The following is a 19,838-nucleotide window of genomic DNA, read 5'->3' as shown; positions in this document are numbered from 1 at the left end:
ATCGCTGAGCAAACGCTTAGTCCGTGGATCACACTTCCGCACCCGGTCACGCGGCCTCGTGGCAGGCGGGGGCCCGGTGCGGAAGCTTCCGGACCCGGTCACGCGGAGATCACCGGCGGCACCGGCATCACCGGGCCATGTCCTGGGTGTCCGCGCCGGGCCGCCCATGACGGCCCTCGGGCGTCGGCTCCCGCGCCGATTCCGCCGCGGGCTCGAACCGCACCACCACGGACTTGCTCGCCGGGGTGTTGCTGGTGTCGGCGGTGGAGTCCAGCGGCACCAGCACATTGGTCTCCGGGTAGTAGGCCGCCGCGCAGCCCCGGGCGGTCGGATAGTGCACCACCCGGAAGCCGGGCGCCCGCCGCTCCACGCCGTCCCGCCACTCGCCGACCAGATCGGTGTACGAGCCGTCCGGCAACCCCAGCTCCCGCGCGTCCTCGGGGTTCACCAGAACGACCCGGCGACCGCCCTTGATCCCTCGGTAGCGGTCGTCCAGTCCGTAGATCGTGGTGTTGTACTGGTCGTGCGAACGCAGTGTCTGGAGCAGCAACCGGCCCTCGGGGACTCGCGGGAACTCCACCGGGGCGGCGGTGAAGTTGGCCTTCCCCGTCGCGGTGGGGAAACGCCGCTCGTCCCGCGGGGCGTGCGGCAGGGTGAAACCGCCGGGGCGGGCGATCTTCGCGTTGAAGTCCTCGAAGCCGGGCACCACGCGGGAGATGCGGTCCCGGATCGCCGCGTAATCCCGCTCGAACTCCTCCCAGGGGGTCTTCGACCCGGGGCCCAGCACGGCCCGCGCCAGCCGCGCCACGATCGCCGGCTCGGAGAGCAGATACGGGCTCGCCGGGGCGAGGTTGCCGCGTGAGGCGTGCACCATCCCCATCGAGTCCTCGACCGTCACCACCCGCCGCCCGGTCGCCCCCATGTCCTTGTCCGTGCGGCCTAGGGTGGGCAGGATCAGCGCGTGCGCGCCGGTGACGGTGTGGGAGCGGTTCAGCTTGGTCGACACCTGGACGGTGAGTCGGGCCCGGCGCATCGCCGCCTCGGTGACTGCGGTGTCGGGCGTGGCCGCCACGAAGTTTCCGCCCATCGCGAAGAACACCTTCGCCTCGCCGTCGCGGAGCGCCCGGATGGACCGGACCACGTCGAAGCCGTGGTGACGGGGTGGGGCGAAGCCGAACTCCTTCTCCAGGGCGTCCAGGAACGCGGTCGACGGCCGCTCGAAGATGCCCATGGTGCGGTCGCCCTGGACGTTCGAGTGTCCGCGCACCGGGCAGACCCCGGCCCCCGGGCGGCCGATGGCACCGCGCAACAGCAGGAAGTTGACCACCTCACGGATGGTGGCCACGGAGTGCTTGTGCTGGGTCAGCCCCATCGCCCAGCACACGATGGTGCGCCGGGACGCCAGTGTCATCCGCAGCGCCCGCTCGATATCGGCACGGTCGAGCCCGGTGGCGGTGAGCGTCTCGTCCCACTCGGCGGCTAGGGCGGCGGCCCGGAACTCCTCGAACCCGTGGGTGTGCTCGCGGACGAAATCCTCGTCCACGCCTCCGTCGGCCTCCAGGATCAGCTTGTTGAGCAGCCGGAAGAGCGCCTGGTCGCCGCCGATCCGGACTTGCAGAAAAAGATCGTTGAGCGCGACGCCCTTGATCATTCCGAGCGGGGTCTGCGGGTTTTTGAATCGCTCCAGACCGGCTTCGGGCAGCGGATTCACCGAAATGATCTTCGCGCCGGCGGCTTTCGCCCGCTCCAGGGCGGAGAGCATTCTGGGGTGATTGGTGCCGGGATTCTGCCCGGCCACGATGATCAGATCCGCCTGATGCAGATCGTCGAGCGAGACGCTGCCCTTGCCCACCCCGATGGTCTCGGTGAGCGCCGAGCCGGACGACTCATGGCACATATTGGAGCAGTCGGGCAGATTGTTCGTACCGAACTCACGGGCGAAGAGCTGGAACAGGAACGCGGCCTCGTTGCTGGTGCGGCCCGAGGTGTAGAAGAGCGCCTCGTCGGGGGAGGAGAGCGCGGTCAGCTCCGCGGCGATGATCTCGAAGGCCCGCTCCCAGGTCACCGCCTCATAGCGGTCGCCGCCCTCGGGGAGGTACATCGGCCGGGTGATCCGGCCCTGCTGGCCCAGCCAGTAACCGCTGCGGGAGGCGAGATCCGCGACCGGGTGCGCGGCGAAGAACTCCGGTGTGACCCGGCGCAGGGTGGCCTCCTCTGCGACGGCCTTCGCCCCGTTCTCGCAGAACTCGGCGATATGGCGTTTGTCGCCCTCCGGCCAGGCACAGCCGGGGCAGTCGAAGCCGTCCTTCTGGTTGACCTTGAGCAGGGTGCGCGCCGTGCGGACCACACCCATCTGGCGCCCGGCGGCCTTCAGGGTGTGCCCGATGGCGGCGAGGCCCGCCGCGGCGTGCGGCGGGTCCGTGACCTCCGGCGCGTCCTGGACCGGGTCACCCTCGGGCGGCTTGGTGGCCATCGTGCTCCCCCTCGATCGCGGGACTCGGGCGGGGGGCTCGCACCGCGAGATCCCCGCTTCCGTCGGTGCGCGGATCCCCGCGCGCGCCGGACGCGTGGCGACCACCACCGGCCGTCGGCGCCGTGGGGCGCCGACCACCGGTCGGTGTGCGCGTCGGCGTCCGCCTCGGGCGCCGTACACCGTCCAGCACCGTCGATCGTGTCATGAGCCACTGACAACGGCATCGGGCACGGCCGTGTGACCGGCATTGTCAGTGGTCCGTGGCAGGATCGTCCCCGTGGCTGAGACAGCGTCGAAGAAGACCCCAGACGACAACCGTCCGCGCCTGCTCCTCATGGACGGGCACTCCCTGGCGTACCGGGCGTTCTTCGCGCTGCCCGCGGAGAATTTCACCAGCGCGAGCGGTCAGACGACCAATGCCGTCTACGGCTTCGCGTCCATGCTGGCGAACACCTTGCGCGACGAGGCGCCCACGCACTTCGCCGTGGCCTTCGACGTGTCCCGCAAGACCTGGCGCTCCAACGACTTCCCCGCGTACAAGGCGAACCGCTCCGCGACCCCCGACGAGTTCAAGGGCCAGGTCGAGCTGATCGGCGAGCTTCTCGACACGATGAACGCGGTCCGCTTCGCGGTCGACGGCTTCGAGGCCGACGACATCATCGCCACCCTCGCCACCCAGGCGGAGGCCGCTGGTTTCGATGTGCTGATCGTCACGGGTGACCGGGACTCCTTCCAGTTGGTGAGCGAGCACACCACCGTGCTCTACCCGACCAAGGGCGTCTCCGAGCTGACCCGCTTCACCCCGGCGAAGGTCGAGGAGAAGTACGGCCTGACCCCGGCGCAGTACCCCGACTTCGCCGCCCTCCGCGGCGACCCGTCCGACAACCTCCCGGGCATCCCCGGCGTCGGCGAGAAGACGGCCACCAAGTGGATCAATCAGTTCGGCTCGTTCGCCGAGCTGATCGAGCGCGCCGACGAGGTCAAGGGCAAGGTCGGGCAGTCGCTCCGCGACCATCTGGACGCGGTCAAGCTCAACCGCCACCTCACCGAGCTGGTGCGGGACGTCGAGCTGCCCAAGGCGGTCGGCGAGCTGGAGCGCGCACCGTATGACCGAAGCGCGCTGAAGGGGTTCCTGGAGGTCCTGGAGATCCGGAACCCCAGCCTGCGGGAGCGACTGCTCGCGGTCGACCCCGGGGCGGTCGAGGAGGCGCCCCCGGTCCCGGACGCCGGGGTCGAGCTGGACGGCACCGTCCTCGCCACCGGTGAGCTGGGCCCCTGGCTGGCGGAGCACGGCGGACAGCCCCTCGGCGTGACCACGGTGGCCACCTGGGCGCTCGGACTCGGCACCGTCGCCGAGATCGCCCTCGCCGCCGCGGACGGCAGCGCCGCCTGGATCGACACCACCCGGCTCGACGAGAGCGACGACCGGGCCTTCGCCGCCTGGATCGCCGACCCGGCCCGGCCGAAGGTGATGCACAACGCCAAGGACAGCCTCCGGGTCTTCCCCGAGCACGGCTGGGAGATCGCGGGCGTCACGATGGACACCGCCCTCGCCGCCTACCTGGTCAAGCCCGGCCGGCGCTCCTTCGCGCTGGACGCCCTGTCCATCGAGTATCTGCACCGTGAGCTGGCCCCGCCGGCCGCCGACGGGCAGCTCGCCTTCGGCACCGACGACGAGCACGCCGAGGCCGACGCTCTGATGGCGCAGGCCCGTGCCGTCCTCGACCTCGGCGACGCGCTCGGCGAGAAGCTGACCGAGGTCGGCGCCACCGATCTGCTCCATGAGGTCGAGCTGCCCACCTCACTGCTGCTGGCCCGGCTGGAGCGGCACGGCATCGCGGCCGACCGCACCCATCTGGAGACACTGGAGCAGCTCTTCGCGGGCGCCGTGCAGCAGGCCGTGAAGGAGGCCCACGCCGCGGTGGGCCATGAGTTCAACCTCGGCTCGCCCAAGCAGCTCCAGGAAGTCTTCTTCGGCGAGCTGAATCTCCCCAAGACCAAGAAGACCAAGACGGGTTACACCACCGACGCCGACGCGCTGGCCTGGCTCGCCGCCCGCACCGAGCACGAGCTGCCGGTCATCATGTTGCGCCACCGCGAGCAGGCCCGGCTCCGGTCGACCGTCGAGGGCCTGATCAAGACGATCGCCGCTGACGGCCGGATCCACACCACCTTCAGCCAGACGGTCGCGGCGACCGGCCGTCTCTCGTCCACCGACCCGAATCTCCAGAACGTCCCGGTGCGCACCGACGAGGGCCGCGCCATCAGGCGCGGGTTCGTCGTCGGCGAGGGCTTCGAGTCGCTGATGACCGCCGACTACAGCCAGATCGAGCTGCGGGTGATGGCCCACCTCTCGCAGGACGAGGGCCTCATCGAGGCGTTCACCTCGGGCGAGGACCTGCACAACACCGTGGCCTCCCAGGTCTTCGGGGTGGAGACCGCGGCGGTCGACGCGGAGATGCGCCGCAAGATCAAGGCGATGTCGTACGGACTCGCCTACGGCCTCTCGGCGTTCGGTCTCTCCCAGCAGTTGAACATCGAGGCCGGCGAGGCGCGCGCCCTGATGGACACCTACTTCGAGCGGTTCGGCGGGGTCCGTGACTATCTGCGCCACGCGGTGGACGAGGCCAGGGCCACCGGGTACACGGCGACCATGCTCGGCCGCCGCCGCTACCTCCCGGACCTCAACAGCGACAACCGGCAGCGTCGTGAGGCCGCCGAGCGCATGGCGCTCAACGCTCCGATCCAGGGCACGGCCGCCGATATCGTCAAGATCGCGATGTTGAAGGTGGACACGGCGCTGATCGAGGCGAAGCTCTCCTCACGGATGCTCCTCCAGGTCCACGACGAAATCGTGCTGGAGATCTCGCCGGGGGAGCGCGAGGAGGTCGAGACGATCGTGCGTCGGGAGATGTCGGCGGCGGCGTCCCTGCGGGCACCGCTGGACGTCTCGGTCGGGGTGGGCCCGGACTGGGAGTCCGCGGCGCACTGAGTACCGGAGCCCGGGACCCCCGGCCGGGGGGTTCCGGGCCTTTCGCTCAGCCCGGGAGTCCCTCCGTGCGGAGGCGCTCCCACACCGGCCACCCGGCGCGGAGGGTTGCAGAGTTCGTCATGCGCCGCCGATGGCGTCAGACCCGCTCCGGTGTCCGTTCGCGCAGCCGTGTCCCCACGCCGTACAGCAGCAGCCACACCGCGAGGCCCGCGCCCGCTCCGAAGCAGGCCGTCGGGATGATGTCGAGCGGTGAGTCCACCCGCCCGTGGTGGGCGTACCAGCGCGCGCACCGATGGACGACACCGACCAGGACACAGCCGCCGAGCAGTGCCAGCGCGAACCGGCGCCCGCGCCGGTCGAGTACCGGCACGGACACGGGTGGTTCTGCCGGGGGCTGCCGGTGCAGCGCGGACCGGGCGAACCATCCGAGCACCAGCAGCGAGATCGCGGAGGAGCCGTACTGCGCGATCTGGTATCCGCCGAAACCGGCGAACGTCTCGTTGAGTACCGGCAGCAGCCGCGTACCCCAACGGTCGTGGTGGGTGAAGGCGTCCCAGCCGATATGGGTGGCCGCGCCGATGACGGCGGAGACGTAGAACCGCAGCGCGGTGGCCGGGCTCACCGTGAGGGGCCGCCCTCTCAGCCAGGCGTGGACACGGCCCTGCCATCGCGCGGGCAGCAGGGCCAACAAGGGGTCGCGCACCAACAGCCACATCGCCACCAGCGCCGCGGTGACGGCCACATCGACGGTGAGCAGCCCGACGGGCGCGTGGGTGAAGTTCCCGAACTCCATGGCTCCGGGCACCACGCCAGCGGCGAAGTAGGTCATGTCGGGGGAGAGCGAGCCCATCACCAGCGCCGAGGCGAGCAGTGGTCCGCGGGCCGTTCCCGCTCGCCGGATGCCCGGCAGTACCGCGACGGCGTGGCTCAGTGTGAACGGCATACGTGCTGGCCCCTCGCGACCGTTGTCAATCAAGAAATGATCAAGGGCTGATCATTCGATGTTCAGTATGGGGGAAGCCCCGCTCCTGGATCCGGGGCGGCGGGCAGGTGGCGAACTGGTGAAAACCGGGCACCTGCCGGTGTTCTGGAACCGGTAGTTGACGTAGGGTCGCTGAGTTACCGCAGTTATCGGACGGGGAGCGCGGGCAGTCGCTTTCGGGGAGGAACAGACGTATGGCAGCGCAATTCGGCCGTCGGCTGCGCAGAGGAGCGACCACCACGGCGGTGGCGGCCGCCGCTGTGGCGGCACTCTCCGCCTCCCAGGCGCCAGGCATCACCCATGCCACTGCGGGCGGGGACGGCCAGACGCCGGGTCAGGGCGCCGCGGACACCACACTCCCGCCGGACGACTCCGCTACCGGTAACTCCCCGTACTACACGGACCTCCCGTCCCTGAACACGCCCAACAAGCCGGGGGCTTCCATAGACCTCCCGGCGACCGGGCCGTCGGAATCAGGCATACCGGCGACCGTGCTCGCCGCCTACAAGCAGGCCGAGCAGACCATCGCGGGATCTGACCCCGCCTGCCGGGTGCCGTGGCAGTTGCTCGCGGCGATCGGCAAGGTGGAGTCCGGGCAGGCGCGCGGCGGCAAGGTCGACGCGGCCGGCACGACGTTCTCCCCGATCCGTGGCCCCCAGCTCAACGGCGCCGGCTTCGCCAACATCACCGACACCGACAACGGCGCGTACGACGGCGACACCACGCACGACCGCGCGGTCGGACCGATGCAGTTCATCCCCTCGACCTGGGCCACCTGGGGGCAGGACGCCAATGGCGACGGCCTCAAGAACCCCAACAACATCTTCGACGCCGCGCTCGCCGCGGGCCGCTACCTCTGCGCCGGTGACCGAGATCTGACCAGCAGGGCGGACCTCGACCGGGCGATCCTCAGTTACAACCAGTCGCGGGAGTATCTGAACACGGTCCTCTCCTGGTTCGAGTTCTACAAGCGCGGCACCCACGAGGTCCCGGACGGCACCGGCACGCTGCCCGAGTCCACCGTGCCCGACTCGGGCCCCGGCGTGGGTTCCGGTTCACCGATCGATACCCCGCCCACCGTGCCGACTCCGCCCGCGACGACACCGCCGGCCAAGCCCAAGCCGCCGACGAAGCCCACGCCCAAGCCTCCGGTCAAGCCGACCCCGCCGCCGGTCAAGCCTCCGGTTCCCCCGCTCCCCGTCACCCGTATCGAGAACGCGGGCACCGGCGAGCTGACGGCCATGGCGGGACGCGACTTCGCCGAACAGGTCGTCGTCCGGGTGAAGAACTCCGCCGGCCGTCCGGTCGCCCAGCAGATCGTCCGTTTCGAGATCATCGGTGACACCGAGGCGGAGTTCACCGGTGGCGGGACGATCAGCCACCTTCGCACCGCCGCCAACGGCACGGCCGGCTCGCCGTTCCTCCTGGCCGGCGAGAAGATCGGGTCCTTCACGGTCCGGGCCACCGTCGTGGGCCGCAGCCTGCCCCCCGTCGACTTCGACGCGACGGTCACCGCCCGCGCCGCCGACGAGCTCTTCCGGGTCGGCGAGAAGCCCCTCAAGGCGATCGCCGGGGAGAAGTTCGAGACCTCCGTCAAGGTCAAGGCCACCTACCAGGACACCATCGCCGCCGGAGTCGCGGTCACCGCGACGATGATCAAGCGGGTCGACGGCGAGACGGTCGAGAACGACAAGGGCCCCCACTTCCGGAACGCCGAGGGCAAGACCGTCCGCACCCTCACCGGCCTGACGACCGACGCCGACGGCGTACTGAAGCTCCCGAAGATCTACGCGGAAGATCGTCCGGGTACGTACCGCCTCCGGCTCACCGCCGAAGGCGGCGCGACCCTGACCATCGAACTCACCGTGGTCGCACCCAGCGCGTCCCCGAGCGCCTCGCCCAGCTCCACCCCGAGCACGTCACCGAGCCCCTCGAAGTCGTCCACCGACTAGGACAGGGACTAACCGGTCCCACCTCCCCGCATCGTTCCTCCATCGAACCGCTCCTCCGCCAGCACCCTCGGCGGAGGGGCGGTTCGACGTGTTCTCATCTCGCGGCTCGATTGCTACGGTGCCACCGCCCTGACGCTCTATCAGATGCTGGTTCCGAGCCCCCGGGAGGCCGAGTATGCGCGCCCTCGTCGCCGCCGCCATCGGGCTGGCGGCCGCTTTTGCCCTCGTCCTCACCATCACCTCCATCGGCGCGCCTCCGGGCGAGACCTCTCCCAAGCCGCTGCTGACCACCGTCCCCGGCCCCAAGAAGTAGGAGGCCCCCGCCCATGTACCGCCGAGCGAGCCTCGTACTCCTCGCCTTCGCCGTCTTCTTCGCCGCGCTCTCCCCCCTGCTGCGCTGGTACGCCTTCCCCCGGCTGGCGAAGGTCCCGCCGAGCCAGTACCAGGAAATGGTGCTGGAGGCGAAGCCCGCCGTCCTTCTCGACTACGGCTCCCTCCGGTCCAAGGAAGTCGAGAAGCTGACGATCGTCCAGACCCTCAAGGGCAACGTCGAGGAGTCCGAGAGGATCGAACGGGACGCCGGCCGCGATGTCGTCGTCTGGGACTCGCTCTCCCACGTCCAGGGACCCGACGGCAAGATGGTCTCCCAGATCCCGGAGCGCTATATCTTCGACGCCCACAGCCAAACCCCCGTCCACGCCACCGGCGAATCGGTCGACGGCGACCCGGTCCGGCGCGAGGGCATCGAGTACAAATGGCCCTTCCTCACCGAGAAGCGTGACTACGAGTACTTCGACGCCCAGACCCGTACCTCCGCACCCATCCACTACCAGGGCACCCGGACGTTCCGCGGCCTCGACGTCTACTACTTCGAGCAGACGATCCCCTGGACCAAAGTCCCCTTCCCGAAGAAGATGCCCATCCCCGGCATCGACGCGAGCACCCTGGAGAAGCAGACCGGAACCAGCCGCTGGTACACCACCAAGCGGATGTTCTGGGTCGAACCGGCGACCGGTGCCCCCGTCAACGGTGAGGAGATCCACAAGGAGGAACTGCGCGGCGGCACCCTGCTCGGCGGCCGGGACCGGGTCACCGCCTTCTCGGGCCATGTGAAGATGCGCCCCGACTATGTGGACTCCACCGTCGACCTCGTCACCTCACAGCGGCGACTGGTGCTCCTGCTCACCTCCTACCTCCCCTGGGGCTTCCTCGTCCTGGGCGGCGGACTCCTGACCCTGGCACTCGTCCTGGAGGCCCGCGCCCGCCGCCCCGATCCCCGGCAGACAGCCCCCCACCCGGAACCCGCCCCGGTCCCGACCTGACCCTCCCGTCTCCCCATGTGCGCGAGCGTTCCCCCGGGTGGGCTTCCAACGGTGTGCCCACGAGGTGCCCACCGAGCCGTGTGCCCACGAGACGCCTACCGAGGCCCCGGGCCGGCGGCGCGGTTTCTCGCCTCACGGGCCTTGGTGTGACGCGTCGGCTCCGCCGTCGCCGGGTCCTCCGGCCAGGGATGCTTGGGATAGCGTCCGCGCAGCTCCGCCCGGACCGACCGATAGCCCTCCCGCCAGAACGACGCCAGATCGGCCGTGACGGCGGCGGGTCGGCCGGCCGGCGAGAGCAGATGCACGAGCACCGGCACCCCCGCGACCCTGGGCGTCTCGCTCAGCCCGAACACCTCCTGGAGCTTCACCGCCAGCACCGGCCGCTCCCCGCCGTACTCGATCCGTATGTGGGAGCCGCTCGGTACCTCGATCCGCTCCGGCGCCAGCTCGTCGAGACGTGCCGCCGCACCGCTCGCCCACGGCAGCAGCCGCCGCAGCGCCTGCCCCGCCTGCACCCGCTCCAGGTCGGCCCGCCGTCGCGCTCGGGACAGCTCCGGCTCCAGCCACTCCCCGGCCCGGTCCAGCAGCGCCACCTCCGCCATATCGGGCCACGGTGCGCCCAGCTCCCGGTGCAGAAAGGCGAGCCGCTCCCGCAACCCCTCGGCCTCGCGCGACCAGCGCAGCAGCCCGAGCCCCGTGCGCGCCAGTCCGTCGAGGAGCGCCGCCCGGACCAGCACCGGATCCGGCTTCTTGAGCGGGCGCACCGTCAGCTCGATGGCGCCCAGTCGCCGCACCTCCCGGGCGACGACGTCCCCGTCCTCCCAATGGACCTCCTCGCCCGAGGTGACCAGATGCGCGGCAGCCGTCCGCGCGATGTCCTCGTCCACGGCGACGGCGAGCCGCACCCGCGCGGACACGGCGGTTGCCGGCCGGTCCGCGACGGCGACGGCCAGCCACGGCGCGGCACGCAACCCCGATCCGCCCCCGACCTCGGCACCGGTCCCGGACGCCATCAGGAACGCCCCGTCCCCGCGGGCCCTGGCCACCCGCTCGGGGAAGGCGAACGCGGTGACGAGTCCGGCAACCCTGTCGTCACCGCCCTGGAGCGCCTCGCCGGGGGCCGCCCTCCCCTCCCCCCGGGAGGTCCCGCCGGGGGCCGCCCTCCCCTGAGCCCGCCCGCCAGCCAGCGATGACGCGAGCCGGGCCGCCTCCGCCCGCCAGCGCGCCCCGTACCCGTCGTCGCCGCGGCGGGCCGAGCGCCAGGCCGCCGTCAGATCGTCCCCGTACTCCCGCGGCGGCTCCTCGCTGAGCAGCGCGACCACCTCGGCCGCCCGGCGCGCGCCGACCTCCGGGGCACCGTCGAGAAGGGCGCGCGCGAGCCGAGGGTGGAGACCGAGGCGGGACATCCTGACCCCTCGGTCCGTGGCCCGGCCCTCGGGGTCGACCGCGCCAATGGCGAGCAGTACCGAACGGGCCGCCGCCATCGCACCAGCCGGTGGCGCGTCCAGCAGGGCCAGGCCCGCCGCCGAGGGGTCGCCCCAACAGGACACGCGCAGGGCGAAGGAGGCCAGGTCGGCGATCCTGATCTCCGGAGCGGGGAAGCGGGGCCGCCGCAGATCGTCGGCCGCGGCCCAGCAGCGATACACCGTGCCGAACGCCTCCCGCCCGGCCCGCCCGAGCCGCTGGGTCGCGCCCGCCCCCGAGACCGGTACGGTCGCCAGCGAGCCCAGACCTCGCGCGTGGTCCATCCGCGGCTCTCGGGCCAGCCCGGAGTCGACCACGATTCGGACCCCGGGAACCGTCAGACTCGATTCGGCCACGGATGTTGCGAGCACCACCCGCCGTCGGCCTTCGTCACCGCCCCGCAGCACCGCGTCCTGTACCGCGGCCGGCGCCCGCCCGTGCAGTTGCAGCACCTCCGCCGGCACCCCGTCCAACATTCCCGCCGTCCGTGCGATCTCGCCCGTGCCCGGGAGGAAACAGAGGACATCGCCCTCATGCCGGTCGAGGGCCAGCCGCACCGTCGCCGCGACATGCCGCAGTAGTGCCTGGTCCACCCAGGTCCCATGGGCCGGGCGGATCCCAGCCGGTGGCGGTGCGTGGATCACCTCGGCCCCGTGCCCCTCGCCCCGGCCCCGCACCACGGGGGCGGGCCCCTCGGCGTCATCCTGGACCGTCAGCAAACGGGACCATGCCTCGGCGTCACTGGTCGCCGATGCGGCGACCAGCTTCAGCTCCGGACGCAGGGCCGTCCGCACATCCACCAGGAAGGCCAGGGCCGTGTCCGCGTCGAGATGCCGCTCATGACACTCGTCGAGCAGCACCACATCCACACCGGCCAGCTCGGGATCCCGCTGCAGGCGCTGCAACAGGACGCCGGTGGTGACCACCTCGACCCTGGTCGCCGGCCCTACCCTCCGCTCGCCGCGCACGGTGTAGCCGACCGCGTCGCCGATCTCCTGGCCCAGTAGCCACGCCATGCGCCGCGCGGCGGCCCGGACCGCCATTCTGCGCGGCTCGGCCACCAGCACCCGCCGCCGCGGTCCCTCGCCGACGAGCCCGGCCAGCGCCAGCGGTATCAGCGTCGTCTTGCCCGTACCCGGGGCCGCGGACAGCACCGCCGTGCCGCGCTCGTCGAGGGCGGCCAGCAGCTCGGGCACGGAGGCGCGTACCGGTAGACGGTCCAGTGCGTCGGTTCGGATCATGCGCTCAGTGTCATACGTCCCGTCGAACCGTGTTCCGGTCCATCCACAGAGCCGGTGGGCCAATCTGTTCGTATGACTATCCGGCTCGCGCGGGACCGGCCATGCTCAGCCGGGCCGGCCGCGTCGGCTGTACCGGCTCGGTCGTGCGGTCCGGTCGTGCGGTCCGGTGTGCGGTCCGGGCCCGGGGCTCGCTCGCCCTCAGTCCCGTACACAGACGAAGATCGCCGTCCCCGGGATCAGATTCCCCCGCAGGGGAGACCAGCCGCCCCACTCCTGGCTGTTCCACGCCGGCCACTCGGGCTCGACCAGATCCACCAGCCGGAAGCCCCCCGCCACCACGTCCCGCACGCGATCACCGATCGTCCGGTGATGCTCCACGTAGACCGCGCGGCCCCGCTCGTCCTGCTCGACATACGGAGTGCGGTCAAAGTAGGAGCCCGACACGCTGAGCCCCTCGGGGCCGGGCTCGTCGGGAAACGCCCAGCGGATGGGGTGGGTGACGGAGAAGACCCAGCGCCCGCCGGGCCTCAGGACCCGCCGCACCTCGGTGAACACCTTCACCGGGTCCGCCACGAAGGGCACCGCCCCGTAGGCGGCGCAGGCGATGTCGAAGCTGCCGTCCCGGAACGGCAGGGCCGTCGCATCCGCCTCCACCAGGGGAACGTCCTCGCCCGGGGGAAGCCCTTCCCCGATCCGCAGCGCGTGCTGGAGCTGGCGGTGGGAGAGGTCCAGCGCGACCGGCCGCGCGCCCCGGGCGGCGAGCCAGCGGGAGCACTGCGCCGCACCCGCCCCGATCTCCAGGACGTCCAGTCCCTTCAGGGAGTCGGGCGGACCCAGGAGCCCGGCGTCGGCCTCGTCGAGCCCCTCGGGACCCCAGATGAAGCGGTCGTCCCCCAGGAACGCTCCGTGCTCGCTCTGGTAGTCGTCGGCGTTCCGGTCCCACCAGCCCCGGCTGGCTCGGCTGCTCTCCGTGTCACCCGCGCTACGGCGGGTGGCTTCGGGTTCGGGCTCCTCGATGTGCTGGATCATCTTCACCGTCGTCGTCGTGTGCGGTCGGCGCGACCAGGGGAAGCCATGGTGGCCTCCGCAAACATTAGTTGTGCCGGTTATGGGAGGATCCGCCCCGGGTGTGCGCCTTCGCGCATTGACCGGCTCCGGCTGCCCCCGTATGCTACAAGTTGCGCTGCGGGCCTGCGCGCCTCAGACGTAGTAGGTCGCGCTCGCAACTGTATGTATGTCCCTCGGTCACGAGGTGCCTTCGGGTGAAGTTCTTTCGAGATCTGTTTTCCGGGTCTCGGGGGCGACGTCTCCCGTCCACGGGTGCCTCCGGCACTGTCCGATGTCTGCAGCTGCGATACGGGTTCACGGCGTAGCAGTACCTACGACTTCAATGTCCGTACCGGAGCCCTTTCCCACATGACGAGCAGCACCGAGACCACCGCCACCACCCCGCAGGTTGCGGTCAACGACATCGGTAACGAGGAAGCTTTCCTCGCCGCGATCGACGAGACGATCAAGTACTTCAACGACGGCGACATCGTCGACGGCGTCATCGTGAAGGTCGACCGGGACGAGGTCCTGCTCGACATCGGTTATAAGACCGAAGGTGTCATCCCGAGCCGCGAGCTCTCGATCAAGCACGACGTCGACCCGAACGAGGTCGTCAAGGTCGGCGACGAGATCGAGGCCCTGGTTCTCCAGAAGGAGGACAAGGAAGGCCGCCTGATTCTCTCGAAGAAGCGCGCTCAGTACGAGCGTGCTTGGGGCACCATCGAGAAGATCAAGGAAGAGGACGGCATCGTCACCGGTACCGTCATCGAGGTCGTCAAGGGTGGTCTCATCCTCGACATCGGCCTCCGCGGCTTCCTCCCGGCCTCCCTGGTCGAGATGCGCCGTGTTCGCGACCTCCAGCCCTACGTGGGCAAGGAGCTCGAGGCGAAGATCATCGAGCTGGACAAGAACCGCAACAACGTGGTCCTGTCCCGCCGTGCCTGGCTGGAGCAGACCCAGTCCGAGGTCCGCCAGACGTTCCTCACCACCCTCCAGAAGGGGCAGGTCCGCTCCGGCGTCGTGTCCTCGATCGTCAACTTCGGTGCCTTCGTGGACCTGGGTGGCGTCGACGGACTGGTTCACGTCTCCGAGCTGTCCTGGAAGCACATCGACCACCCGTCCGAGGTTGTCGAGGTCGGTCAGGAAGTCACCGTCGAGGTCCTCGACGTCGACATGGACCGCGAGCGTGTCTCCCTGTCGCTGAAGGCGACGCAGGAAGACCCGTGGCAGCAGTTCGCCCGTACGCACCAGATCGGCCAGGTCGTTCCCGGCAAGGTCACCAAGCTGGTTCCGTTCGGTGCGTTCGTCCGCGTCGACGAGGGCATCGAGGGTCTGGTCCACATCTCCGAGCTGGCCGAGCGCCACGTGGAGATCCCGGAGCAGGTCGTCCAGGTCAACGACGAGATCTTCGTCAAGGTCATCGACATCGACCTCGAGCGCCGTCGCATCAGCCTCTCGCTGAAGCAGGCCAACGAGTCCTTCGGTGCCGACCCGGCCTCGGTCGAGTTCGACCCGACCCTGTACGGCATGGCCGCGTCTTACGACGACCAGGGGAACTACATCTACCCCGAGGGCTTCGACCCGGAGACCAACGACTGGCTGTCGGGCTTCGAGACCCAGCGCGAGGCGTGGGAGACCCAGTACGCCGAGGCGCAGACGCGCTTCGAGCAGCACCAGGCCCAGGTCATCAAGTCTCGCGAGGCCGACGAGGCCGCTGCTGCCGAGGGTGGCCCCGCCGCTCCGGCCGCTGCGCCCGCCAGTGGTGGCGGCGGCGGTTCCTACTCCTCGGAGTCGGACGACAACTCCGGCGCCCTGGCGTCGGACGAGGCGCTTGCCGCGCTGCGTGAGAAGCTGGCCGGAGGCCAGAGCTGACGCTCCGTACCGGCTGACGCATAGCTGAAGGTGAGGCCCGCTCCCCCTGGGGAGCGGGCCTCACCTTTTCTGCTGCCGTTTCCGGTGTCACGCGTGGGGCGACTCTGCGCGGTGCGACGGGGGAATGCCCGTGCGTCACCGCGCGTTGTTCCTTACGGACACGAGGAGGAGCGGTAATCGTGCTTGATCCGCAGGGTTTGTACGAATGGGAGCCGAAGGGCCTCGCGGTCGTCGACATGGCGCTCGCGCAGGACTCGGCCGGTCTGGTCATGCTCTACCACTTCGACGGATATATCGACGCGGGTGAGACCGGCGAGCAGATCGTCGACGACATCCTGGAGACACTGCCCCACCAGGTGGTGGCCCGTTTCGACCACGACAGACTCGTCGACTACCGGGCCCGCCGCCCGCTGTTGACCTTTCGGCGCGACCGTTGGTCGTCGTACGAGACGCCCGCCATCGAGGTCCGCCTGGTCCAGGACGCAACCGGAGCCCCCTTCCTGTTGCTCTCCGGACCGGAGCCCGATGTGGAGTGGGAGCGGTTCTCCGCGGCCGTGGCCCAGATCGTCGAACGCCTCGGCGTACGCCTCTCGGTGAATTTCCACGGCATCCCCATGGGTGTTCCGCACACCCGCCCGGTCGGCCTCACTCCGCACGGCAACCGCACCGATCTGATGCCCGGTCATCCCAGCCCCTTCGATGAGGCGCAGGTGCCCGGCAGCGCGGAATCGCTGGTCGAGTACCGCCTGATGGAAGCGGAGCACGACGTTCTCGGTGTGGCCGCGCATGTGCCGCACTATGTGGCGCGCTCCTCCTACCCGGACGCGGCGCTGACCGCCCTGGAGGCGATCACCGCCGCCACCGGTCTGGTCCTGCCCGCCGTGGCGCACTCCCTGCGCACCGAGGCCCACCGCACACAGAATGAGATCGAGCGCCAGATCGGCGAGGGCGACGAGGAACTGGTCGCGCTGGTCCAGGGGCTTGAGCACCAGTACGACGCGGTCGCGGGCGCCGAGACCCGGGGCAGTCTGGTGGCCGAGCCGGTGGACCTGCCGTCGGCGGACGAGATCGGTCTGGAGTTCGAGCGCTTCCTCGCTGAGCGGGAAGGGGACTCCTGACCCGTACGGCGCTCCGGGAACGCTGTAGCCGGCCACGTCGAACTCATGAAGGGGCTCCGGTGTCCGATCGGGTGGGGGAAGGACCCCACCCCGTCCGCAGGTGGCCCGTCGGTCCACAGGCAGTCCTCGGCCGATGGCGCCCCGCGGCGGGTGAAGGACTAGGCTGCCGCTCATGCTGTCCGTAGGTCTGACCGGTGGAATCGGCGCCGGCAAGAGTGAGGTGTCCCGACTGCTCCAGTCGTACGGGGCGGTGTTGATCGACGCCGACAGGATCGCCCGCGAGGTCGTTGAGCCCGGCACACCGGGGCTCACGGCCGTCGTCGAGGCTTTCGGACCGGAGATCCTCACCGCCGGCGGCGCTCTCGACCGCCCCCGGCTCGGCTCGATCGTCTTCGCCGACTCCGAACGGCTGGCTGACCTCAACGCGATCGTGCATCCGCTGGTTGGGGCGCGTTCCCGGGAGCTGGAGCGCGCGGCGGGGGCCGATGCCGTGGTGGTCCACGATGTGCCCCTGCTCACCGAGAACGGGCTCGCCCCGCTGTATGACCTGGTCATCGTCGTGGACGCGGCGCCCGAGACCCAGTTGGACCGATTGGTGGGGCGGCGTGGAATGACGGAGTCGGAGGCGCGGGCCCGGATGGCGGCGCAGGCGACTCGGGAGGAGCGGCGAGCCGTCGCCGATCTCGTCATCGACAACGATGGCCCCCTGGAGGACCTGGAGCCCCAGGTGCGGAAGGTGTGGGCGGAGCTGACCCGGCGCATCTCGGCCCGGCCCGCGGCGGGGACACCGGGCCCGACCCCGAGCCCATGACCGGAGGGCTACCCCTCCGCCCGTGACGCGGTGGTCGCCGCCAGCGGAGGCTTCGCGCCGCACTCCCGCCCACCGGGCGGAATACCGCTGCCGGGACGGGTGTTGGAACCGTACAGCGATGGGGAAGGATTCTGCTGTGCCCAAAAGCAACCCGGAGACACACGTCATCGACTTCCGCGCGGCCGAGCAACTCCTGGCCGCGAAGGACCCGCGTGGCGCCGTGAAGCTGCTGGATTCGGTCATCGCGGCCCACCCCGAGAACACGGCGGCCCGCCTGCTGCGCGCCCGCGCCTTCTTCGCGGCCGCCCAATTGCGCCCCGCCGAGCTGGAATTCGAACTGGTCCTGGAGCGCGAGCCGGACAACGCCTTCGCGCACTTCGCCCTCGCCCGCACCTTCGAGCGCGGCGGCCGCCCCGAGCAGGCACAACGCCACTTCCGGCTGGCCGCAGCGCTCGACCCGAAACCGGAGTATCTGAAGGCGGCCCGCTTCGACGTGGGTCCCTGACGGACGAGTCCCTGACATACGAGTCACTGACGGACGGCGGACCCGTCCCGGGTCGTGACTCCCTGGTCGCGATCGCCTAGGCCCTGTCCGGGCGATCTTGTCGGGCCCGCGACGACAGCTACGGCACCTCGCTGCGTTGTCGGAATCATCCAAGTACGTCCAGTACGAGGATGACCCTCCGCCTTGCGATTCACCGCATCTGGCGCCGCGGGCTAATCCTCGAAGATCGCCCGGACAGGACCTAGTCGTCCGGCCGGGCTGTCCGGCGGGGGCCCGGCTCGTGATCTTCGTGGACGGGTTCGTACGGAGGCACGTCGCGGCCCGGCTGATAGTGCGGGCCCTGCCGGATATGGCGCACGACCACGATCAGGTCCACGACCACGATCAACAGCAGCACCCCGCAGGCCGCCGCCCAGCCCGGGCGCCCCGCCAGACTGAATGCTGCCGTACTGCCGGCGGCCCAGAGCAGACCCCAGAGGCTCAGCCAGAACCGCATCCGCAGAGGGCTCCGTGCGGTCGTCGGTTCACTCCCAGTACGCATGGCACTCGCATCTCCCACACCCAGGATGCCCTCTTCCGGGCCTCGGTATCGCGTCACGCCCCCGCACCGGTCGGATCGTGGGCGGCTTCCTGGTGTCTTGGGTGACACAGGGGTCCCGACTCGGGGTCGTGCGGCTGCTCCAGCCCCCCCCCGTGATGAAGGTCAACCCTCGCTCATGAATCGCCATGAATGCTGAGTGACTATGGCTTACCGGTATGTATCAGGCATACCGTGGTATCAGTGAGCCGGCTCGGACAGAAGGGGGTGCTCCCGATGGTCGAGACGCTGGTGATCGTGGCTCTGGTGGTCGCGTCGGGATTCGCGGCCTACGCCATGGCGGCGGCCCGGGTGGTCAAGCAGTACGAGCGAGGCGTCGTCTTCCGCCTCGGGCGGCTGCACGGCGGTGTCCGAGGCCCTGGATTCAACATGATCGTTCCTGTGATCGACCGCATCCGTAAGGTCAATATGCAGGTCGTGACGATGCCCGTGCCCGCGCAGGAGGGCATCACCGGGGACAATGTCACCGTCCGTGTCGACGCAGTCGTCTACTTCCGGGTGGTCGAAGCGACGGACGCGATCGTCGAGGTGGAGGACTACCGGTTCGCCGTCTCGCAGATGGCGCAGACATCACTGCGCTCGATCATCGGCAAGAGCGATCTCGACGATCTGCTCTCCAACCGGGAGAAGCTCAACGAGGGGCTTGAGCTGATGATCGACAGCCCGGCGATGGGCTGGGGCGTGCAGATCGACCGGGTTGAGATCAAGGACGTGTCGTTGCCCGAGGCGATGAAGAGGTCGATGGCGCGGCAGGCCGAGGCCGACCGTGAGCGGCGGGCGCGCGTGATCAACGCGGATGCGGAGCTCCAGGCGTCGAAGAAGCTCGCCCAGGCGGCCGGTGTGATGGCCAAGGAGCCCGCCGCCCTGCAGTTGCGCCTGCTCCAGACGGTGGTCGCGGTCGCGGCCGAGAAGAACTCCACCCTGGTGCTGCCCTTCCCGGTGGAGCTACTCCGCTTCCTGGAGCGTGCCCAGCAACCGTCCGCCGTCGCCCGGGAGCCCGAGGCGGAGAGCGCCACGTCGGACCCGCTTCCCGCCGAGCCTGACTCACTCCCCGCCACGTCGGACCCGCTTCCTGCTGCGTCCGACCCGTTCCCGGATGCGATAGAGGCGGAGGATGCGGTAGAGGCGAAAGAGGCGGCCCCGATCGGGCGAGGCGCTGACCGATCGACTGCCGTCGGCCGTTCCGTCACCGAAGCCGCCGCCCGCGGCCGGCGCCCCGGTGGCGGAAAGCCCGGCCCGGACGGGGCACCGACGGTGCCCCCGAGTGCTGTCCCGACCGGGCGGCGCGGCCCGCGACCCCCGGTGCGCCCCCTCCCGCCAGCCGCGTGAAGCCGCCGTCTGTACCCACTCTCACCAGGCACTTCGCCCCTGGCTGACGGCTTCGTTCACCGCTGGTGGGGGGCATTGTCAGACCCCGTCCGTAAGGTTGTGGATCCAAGTGTTCGGCATCCGGCCGAT

14 protein-coding genes are annotated in these 19,838 nt (G+C 70.3%); 9 read left to right on the top strand and 5 right to left on the bottom strand.

Annotated elements, in window-relative coordinates; all coding sequences use genetic code 11:
- Positions 1-127 precede the first annotated feature (127 nt).
- On the bottom strand, positions 128-2,473 hold the full coding sequence (locus tag ACH4S7_RS00945) for an FdhF/YdeP family oxidoreductase (RefSeq protein ID WP_398518906.1): 2,346 nt from the start codon (positions 2,471-2,473) through the stop codon (positions 128-130).
- Positions 2,474-2,807: 334 nt separating this feature from the next.
- Here ACH4S7_RS00945 and polA point away from each other — a divergent pair, with 334 nt between their 5' ends.
- Positions 2,808-5,465 carry a DNA polymerase I gene (gene polA / locus ACH4S7_RS00940; RefSeq protein ID WP_398519983.1) on the top strand — a complete coding sequence of 886 codons (2,658 nt, stop codon included), beginning with the start codon at positions 2,808-2,810 and terminating at the stop codon, positions 5,463-5,465.
- Positions 5,466-5,601: 136 nt separating this feature from the next.
- Here polA and ACH4S7_RS00935 read toward each other — a convergent pair whose 3' ends face one another.
- Positions 5,602-6,408, bottom strand: coding sequence for a DUF4184 family protein (locus ACH4S7_RS00935; RefSeq protein ID WP_398518905.1), 807 nt, complete (start codon positions 6,406-6,408; stop codon positions 5,602-5,604).
- 233 nt (positions 6,409-6,641) lie between these two features.
- Here ACH4S7_RS00935 and ACH4S7_RS00930 point away from each other — a divergent pair, with 233 nt between their 5' ends.
- From ACH4S7_RS00930 to ACH4S7_RS00920, 3 genes are all read left to right on the top strand, one after another.
- Positions 6,642-8,399, top strand: a complete 1,758-nt coding sequence (locus ACH4S7_RS00930) for a lytic transglycosylase domain-containing protein (RefSeq protein ID WP_398518904.1) — start codon at positions 6,642-6,644, stop codon at positions 8,397-8,399.
- Positions 8,400-8,574: 175 nt separating this feature from the next.
- Positions 8,575-8,712, top strand: coding sequence for an SPW_0924 family protein (locus tag ACH4S7_RS00925; RefSeq protein WP_398518903.1), 138 nt, complete (start codon positions 8,575-8,577; stop codon positions 8,710-8,712).
- A 13-nt stretch (positions 8,713-8,725) separates the two neighbouring features.
- Complete coding sequence (locus tag ACH4S7_RS00920; RefSeq protein WP_398518902.1) at positions 8,726-9,721, top strand: DUF3068 domain-containing protein; 996 nt, start codon at positions 8,726-8,728, stop codon at positions 9,719-9,721.
- Between the two features lie 95 nt (positions 9,722-9,816).
- Here ACH4S7_RS00920 and hrpB read toward each other — a convergent pair whose 3' ends face one another.
- Together hrpB and ACH4S7_RS00910 are read right to left on the bottom strand one after the other, a co-directional pair.
- On the bottom strand, positions 9,817-12,426 hold the full coding sequence (gene hrpB, locus ACH4S7_RS00915) for an ATP-dependent helicase HrpB (RefSeq protein ID WP_398518901.1): 2,610 nt from the start codon (positions 12,424-12,426) through the stop codon (positions 9,817-9,819).
- Positions 12,427-12,624: 198 nt separating this feature from the next.
- Positions 12,625-13,455 carry a class I SAM-dependent methyltransferase gene (locus ACH4S7_RS00910; protein WP_398519982.1) on the bottom strand — a complete coding sequence of 277 codons (831 nt, stop codon included), beginning with the start codon at positions 13,453-13,455 and terminating at the stop codon, positions 12,625-12,627.
- A 387-nt stretch (positions 13,456-13,842) separates the two neighbouring features.
- On the opposite strand from ACH4S7_RS00910, the gene rpsA reads away from it, so the two are divergent.
- The 4 genes from rpsA (at position 13,843) to ACH4S7_RS00890 (ending at position 17,782) form a co-directional block, all read left to right on the top strand.
- Positions 13,843-15,348: a 30S ribosomal protein S1 gene (gene rpsA / locus ACH4S7_RS00905; protein ID WP_398518900.1), complete on the top strand. Its 1,506-nt coding sequence runs from the start codon at positions 13,843-13,845 to the stop codon at positions 15,346-15,348.
- Positions 15,349-15,527: 179 nt separating this feature from the next.
- Complete coding sequence (locus ACH4S7_RS00900) at positions 15,528-16,466, top strand: PAC2 family protein (protein WP_398518899.1); 939 nt, start codon at positions 15,528-15,530, stop codon at positions 16,464-16,466.
- A 172-nt stretch (positions 16,467-16,638) separates the two neighbouring features.
- A complete protein-coding gene (gene coaE / locus ACH4S7_RS00895) occupies positions 16,639-17,277 on the top strand; it encodes a dephospho-CoA kinase (RefSeq protein ID WP_398518898.1) in 639 nt (212 codons plus the stop codon).
- A gap of 136 nt (positions 17,278-17,413) precedes the next feature.
- Entirely contained in the window at positions 17,414-17,782 is a 369-nt protein-coding gene (locus ACH4S7_RS00890; protein ID WP_398518897.1) for a tetratricopeptide repeat protein, read from the top strand.
- A gap of 241 nt (positions 17,783-18,023) precedes the next feature.
- Here ACH4S7_RS00890 and ACH4S7_RS00885 read toward each other — a convergent pair whose 3' ends face one another.
- On the bottom strand, positions 18,024-18,323 hold the full coding sequence (locus tag ACH4S7_RS00885) for a DUF6343 family protein (RefSeq protein WP_398518896.1): 300 nt from the start codon (positions 18,321-18,323) through the stop codon (positions 18,024-18,026).
- A 273-nt stretch (positions 18,324-18,596) separates the two neighbouring features.
- On the opposite strand from ACH4S7_RS00885, the gene ACH4S7_RS00880 reads away from it, so the two are divergent.
- Positions 18,597-19,709 (top strand): slipin family protein, encoded by a 1,113-nt coding sequence (locus tag ACH4S7_RS00880; RefSeq protein WP_398519981.1) that lies wholly within the window; start codon positions 18,597-18,599, stop codon positions 19,707-19,709.
- Positions 19,710-19,838: the final 129 nt, after the last annotated feature.

The organism is Streptomyces sp. NPDC020965 (assembly GCF_044333555.1).
In the GTDB taxonomy this organism is placed as follows: domain Bacteria; phylum Actinomycetota; class Actinomycetes; order Streptomycetales; family Streptomycetaceae; genus Streptomyces.
Note: the sequence above shows the minus strand (reverse complement) of the source record. Positions and strands in the feature narration are given on the sequence as shown.

Bases quoted from the DNA above. Each gene is read 5' to 3' on its own strand.
- ACH4S7_RS00945 (WP_398518906.1), bottom strand. From the start codon at position 2,473: ATGGCCACCAAGCCGCCCGAGGGTGACCCGGTCCAGGACGCGCCGGAG.
- polA (WP_398519983.1), top strand. From the start codon at position 2,808: ATGGACGGGCACTCCCTGGCGTACCGGGCGTTCTTCGCGCTGCCCGCG.
- ACH4S7_RS00935 (WP_398518905.1), bottom strand. From the start codon at position 6,408: ATGCCGTTCACACTGAGCCACGCCGTCGCGGTACTGCCGGGCATCCGG.
- ACH4S7_RS00930 (WP_398518904.1), top strand. From the start codon at position 6,642: ATGGCAGCGCAATTCGGCCGTCGGCTGCGCAGAGGAGCGACCACCACG.
- ACH4S7_RS00925 (WP_398518903.1), top strand. From the start codon at position 8,575: ATGCGCGCCCTCGTCGCCGCCGCCATCGGGCTGGCGGCCGCTTTTGCC.
- ACH4S7_RS00920 (WP_398518902.1), top strand. From the start codon at position 8,726: ATGTACCGCCGAGCGAGCCTCGTACTCCTCGCCTTCGCCGTCTTCTTC.
- hrpB (WP_398518901.1), bottom strand. From the start codon at position 12,426: ATGATCCGAACCGACGCACTGGACCGTCTACCGGTACGCGCCTCCGTG.
- ACH4S7_RS00910 (WP_398519982.1), bottom strand. From the start codon at position 13,455: ATGATCCAGCACATCGAGGAGCCCGAACCCGAAGCCACCCGCCGTAGC.
- rpsA (WP_398518900.1), top strand. From the start codon at position 13,843: ATGACGAGCAGCACCGAGACCACCGCCACCACCCCGCAGGTTGCGGTC.
- coaE (WP_398518898.1), top strand. From the start codon at position 16,639: ATGCTGTCCGTAGGTCTGACCGGTGGAATCGGCGCCGGCAAGAGTGAG.
- ACH4S7_RS00885 (WP_398518896.1), bottom strand. From the start codon at position 18,323: ATGCGTACTGGGAGTGAACCGACGACCGCACGGAGCCCTCTGCGGATG.
- ACH4S7_RS00880 (WP_398519981.1), top strand. From the start codon at position 18,597: ATGGTCGAGACGCTGGTGATCGTGGCTCTGGTGGTCGCGTCGGGATTC.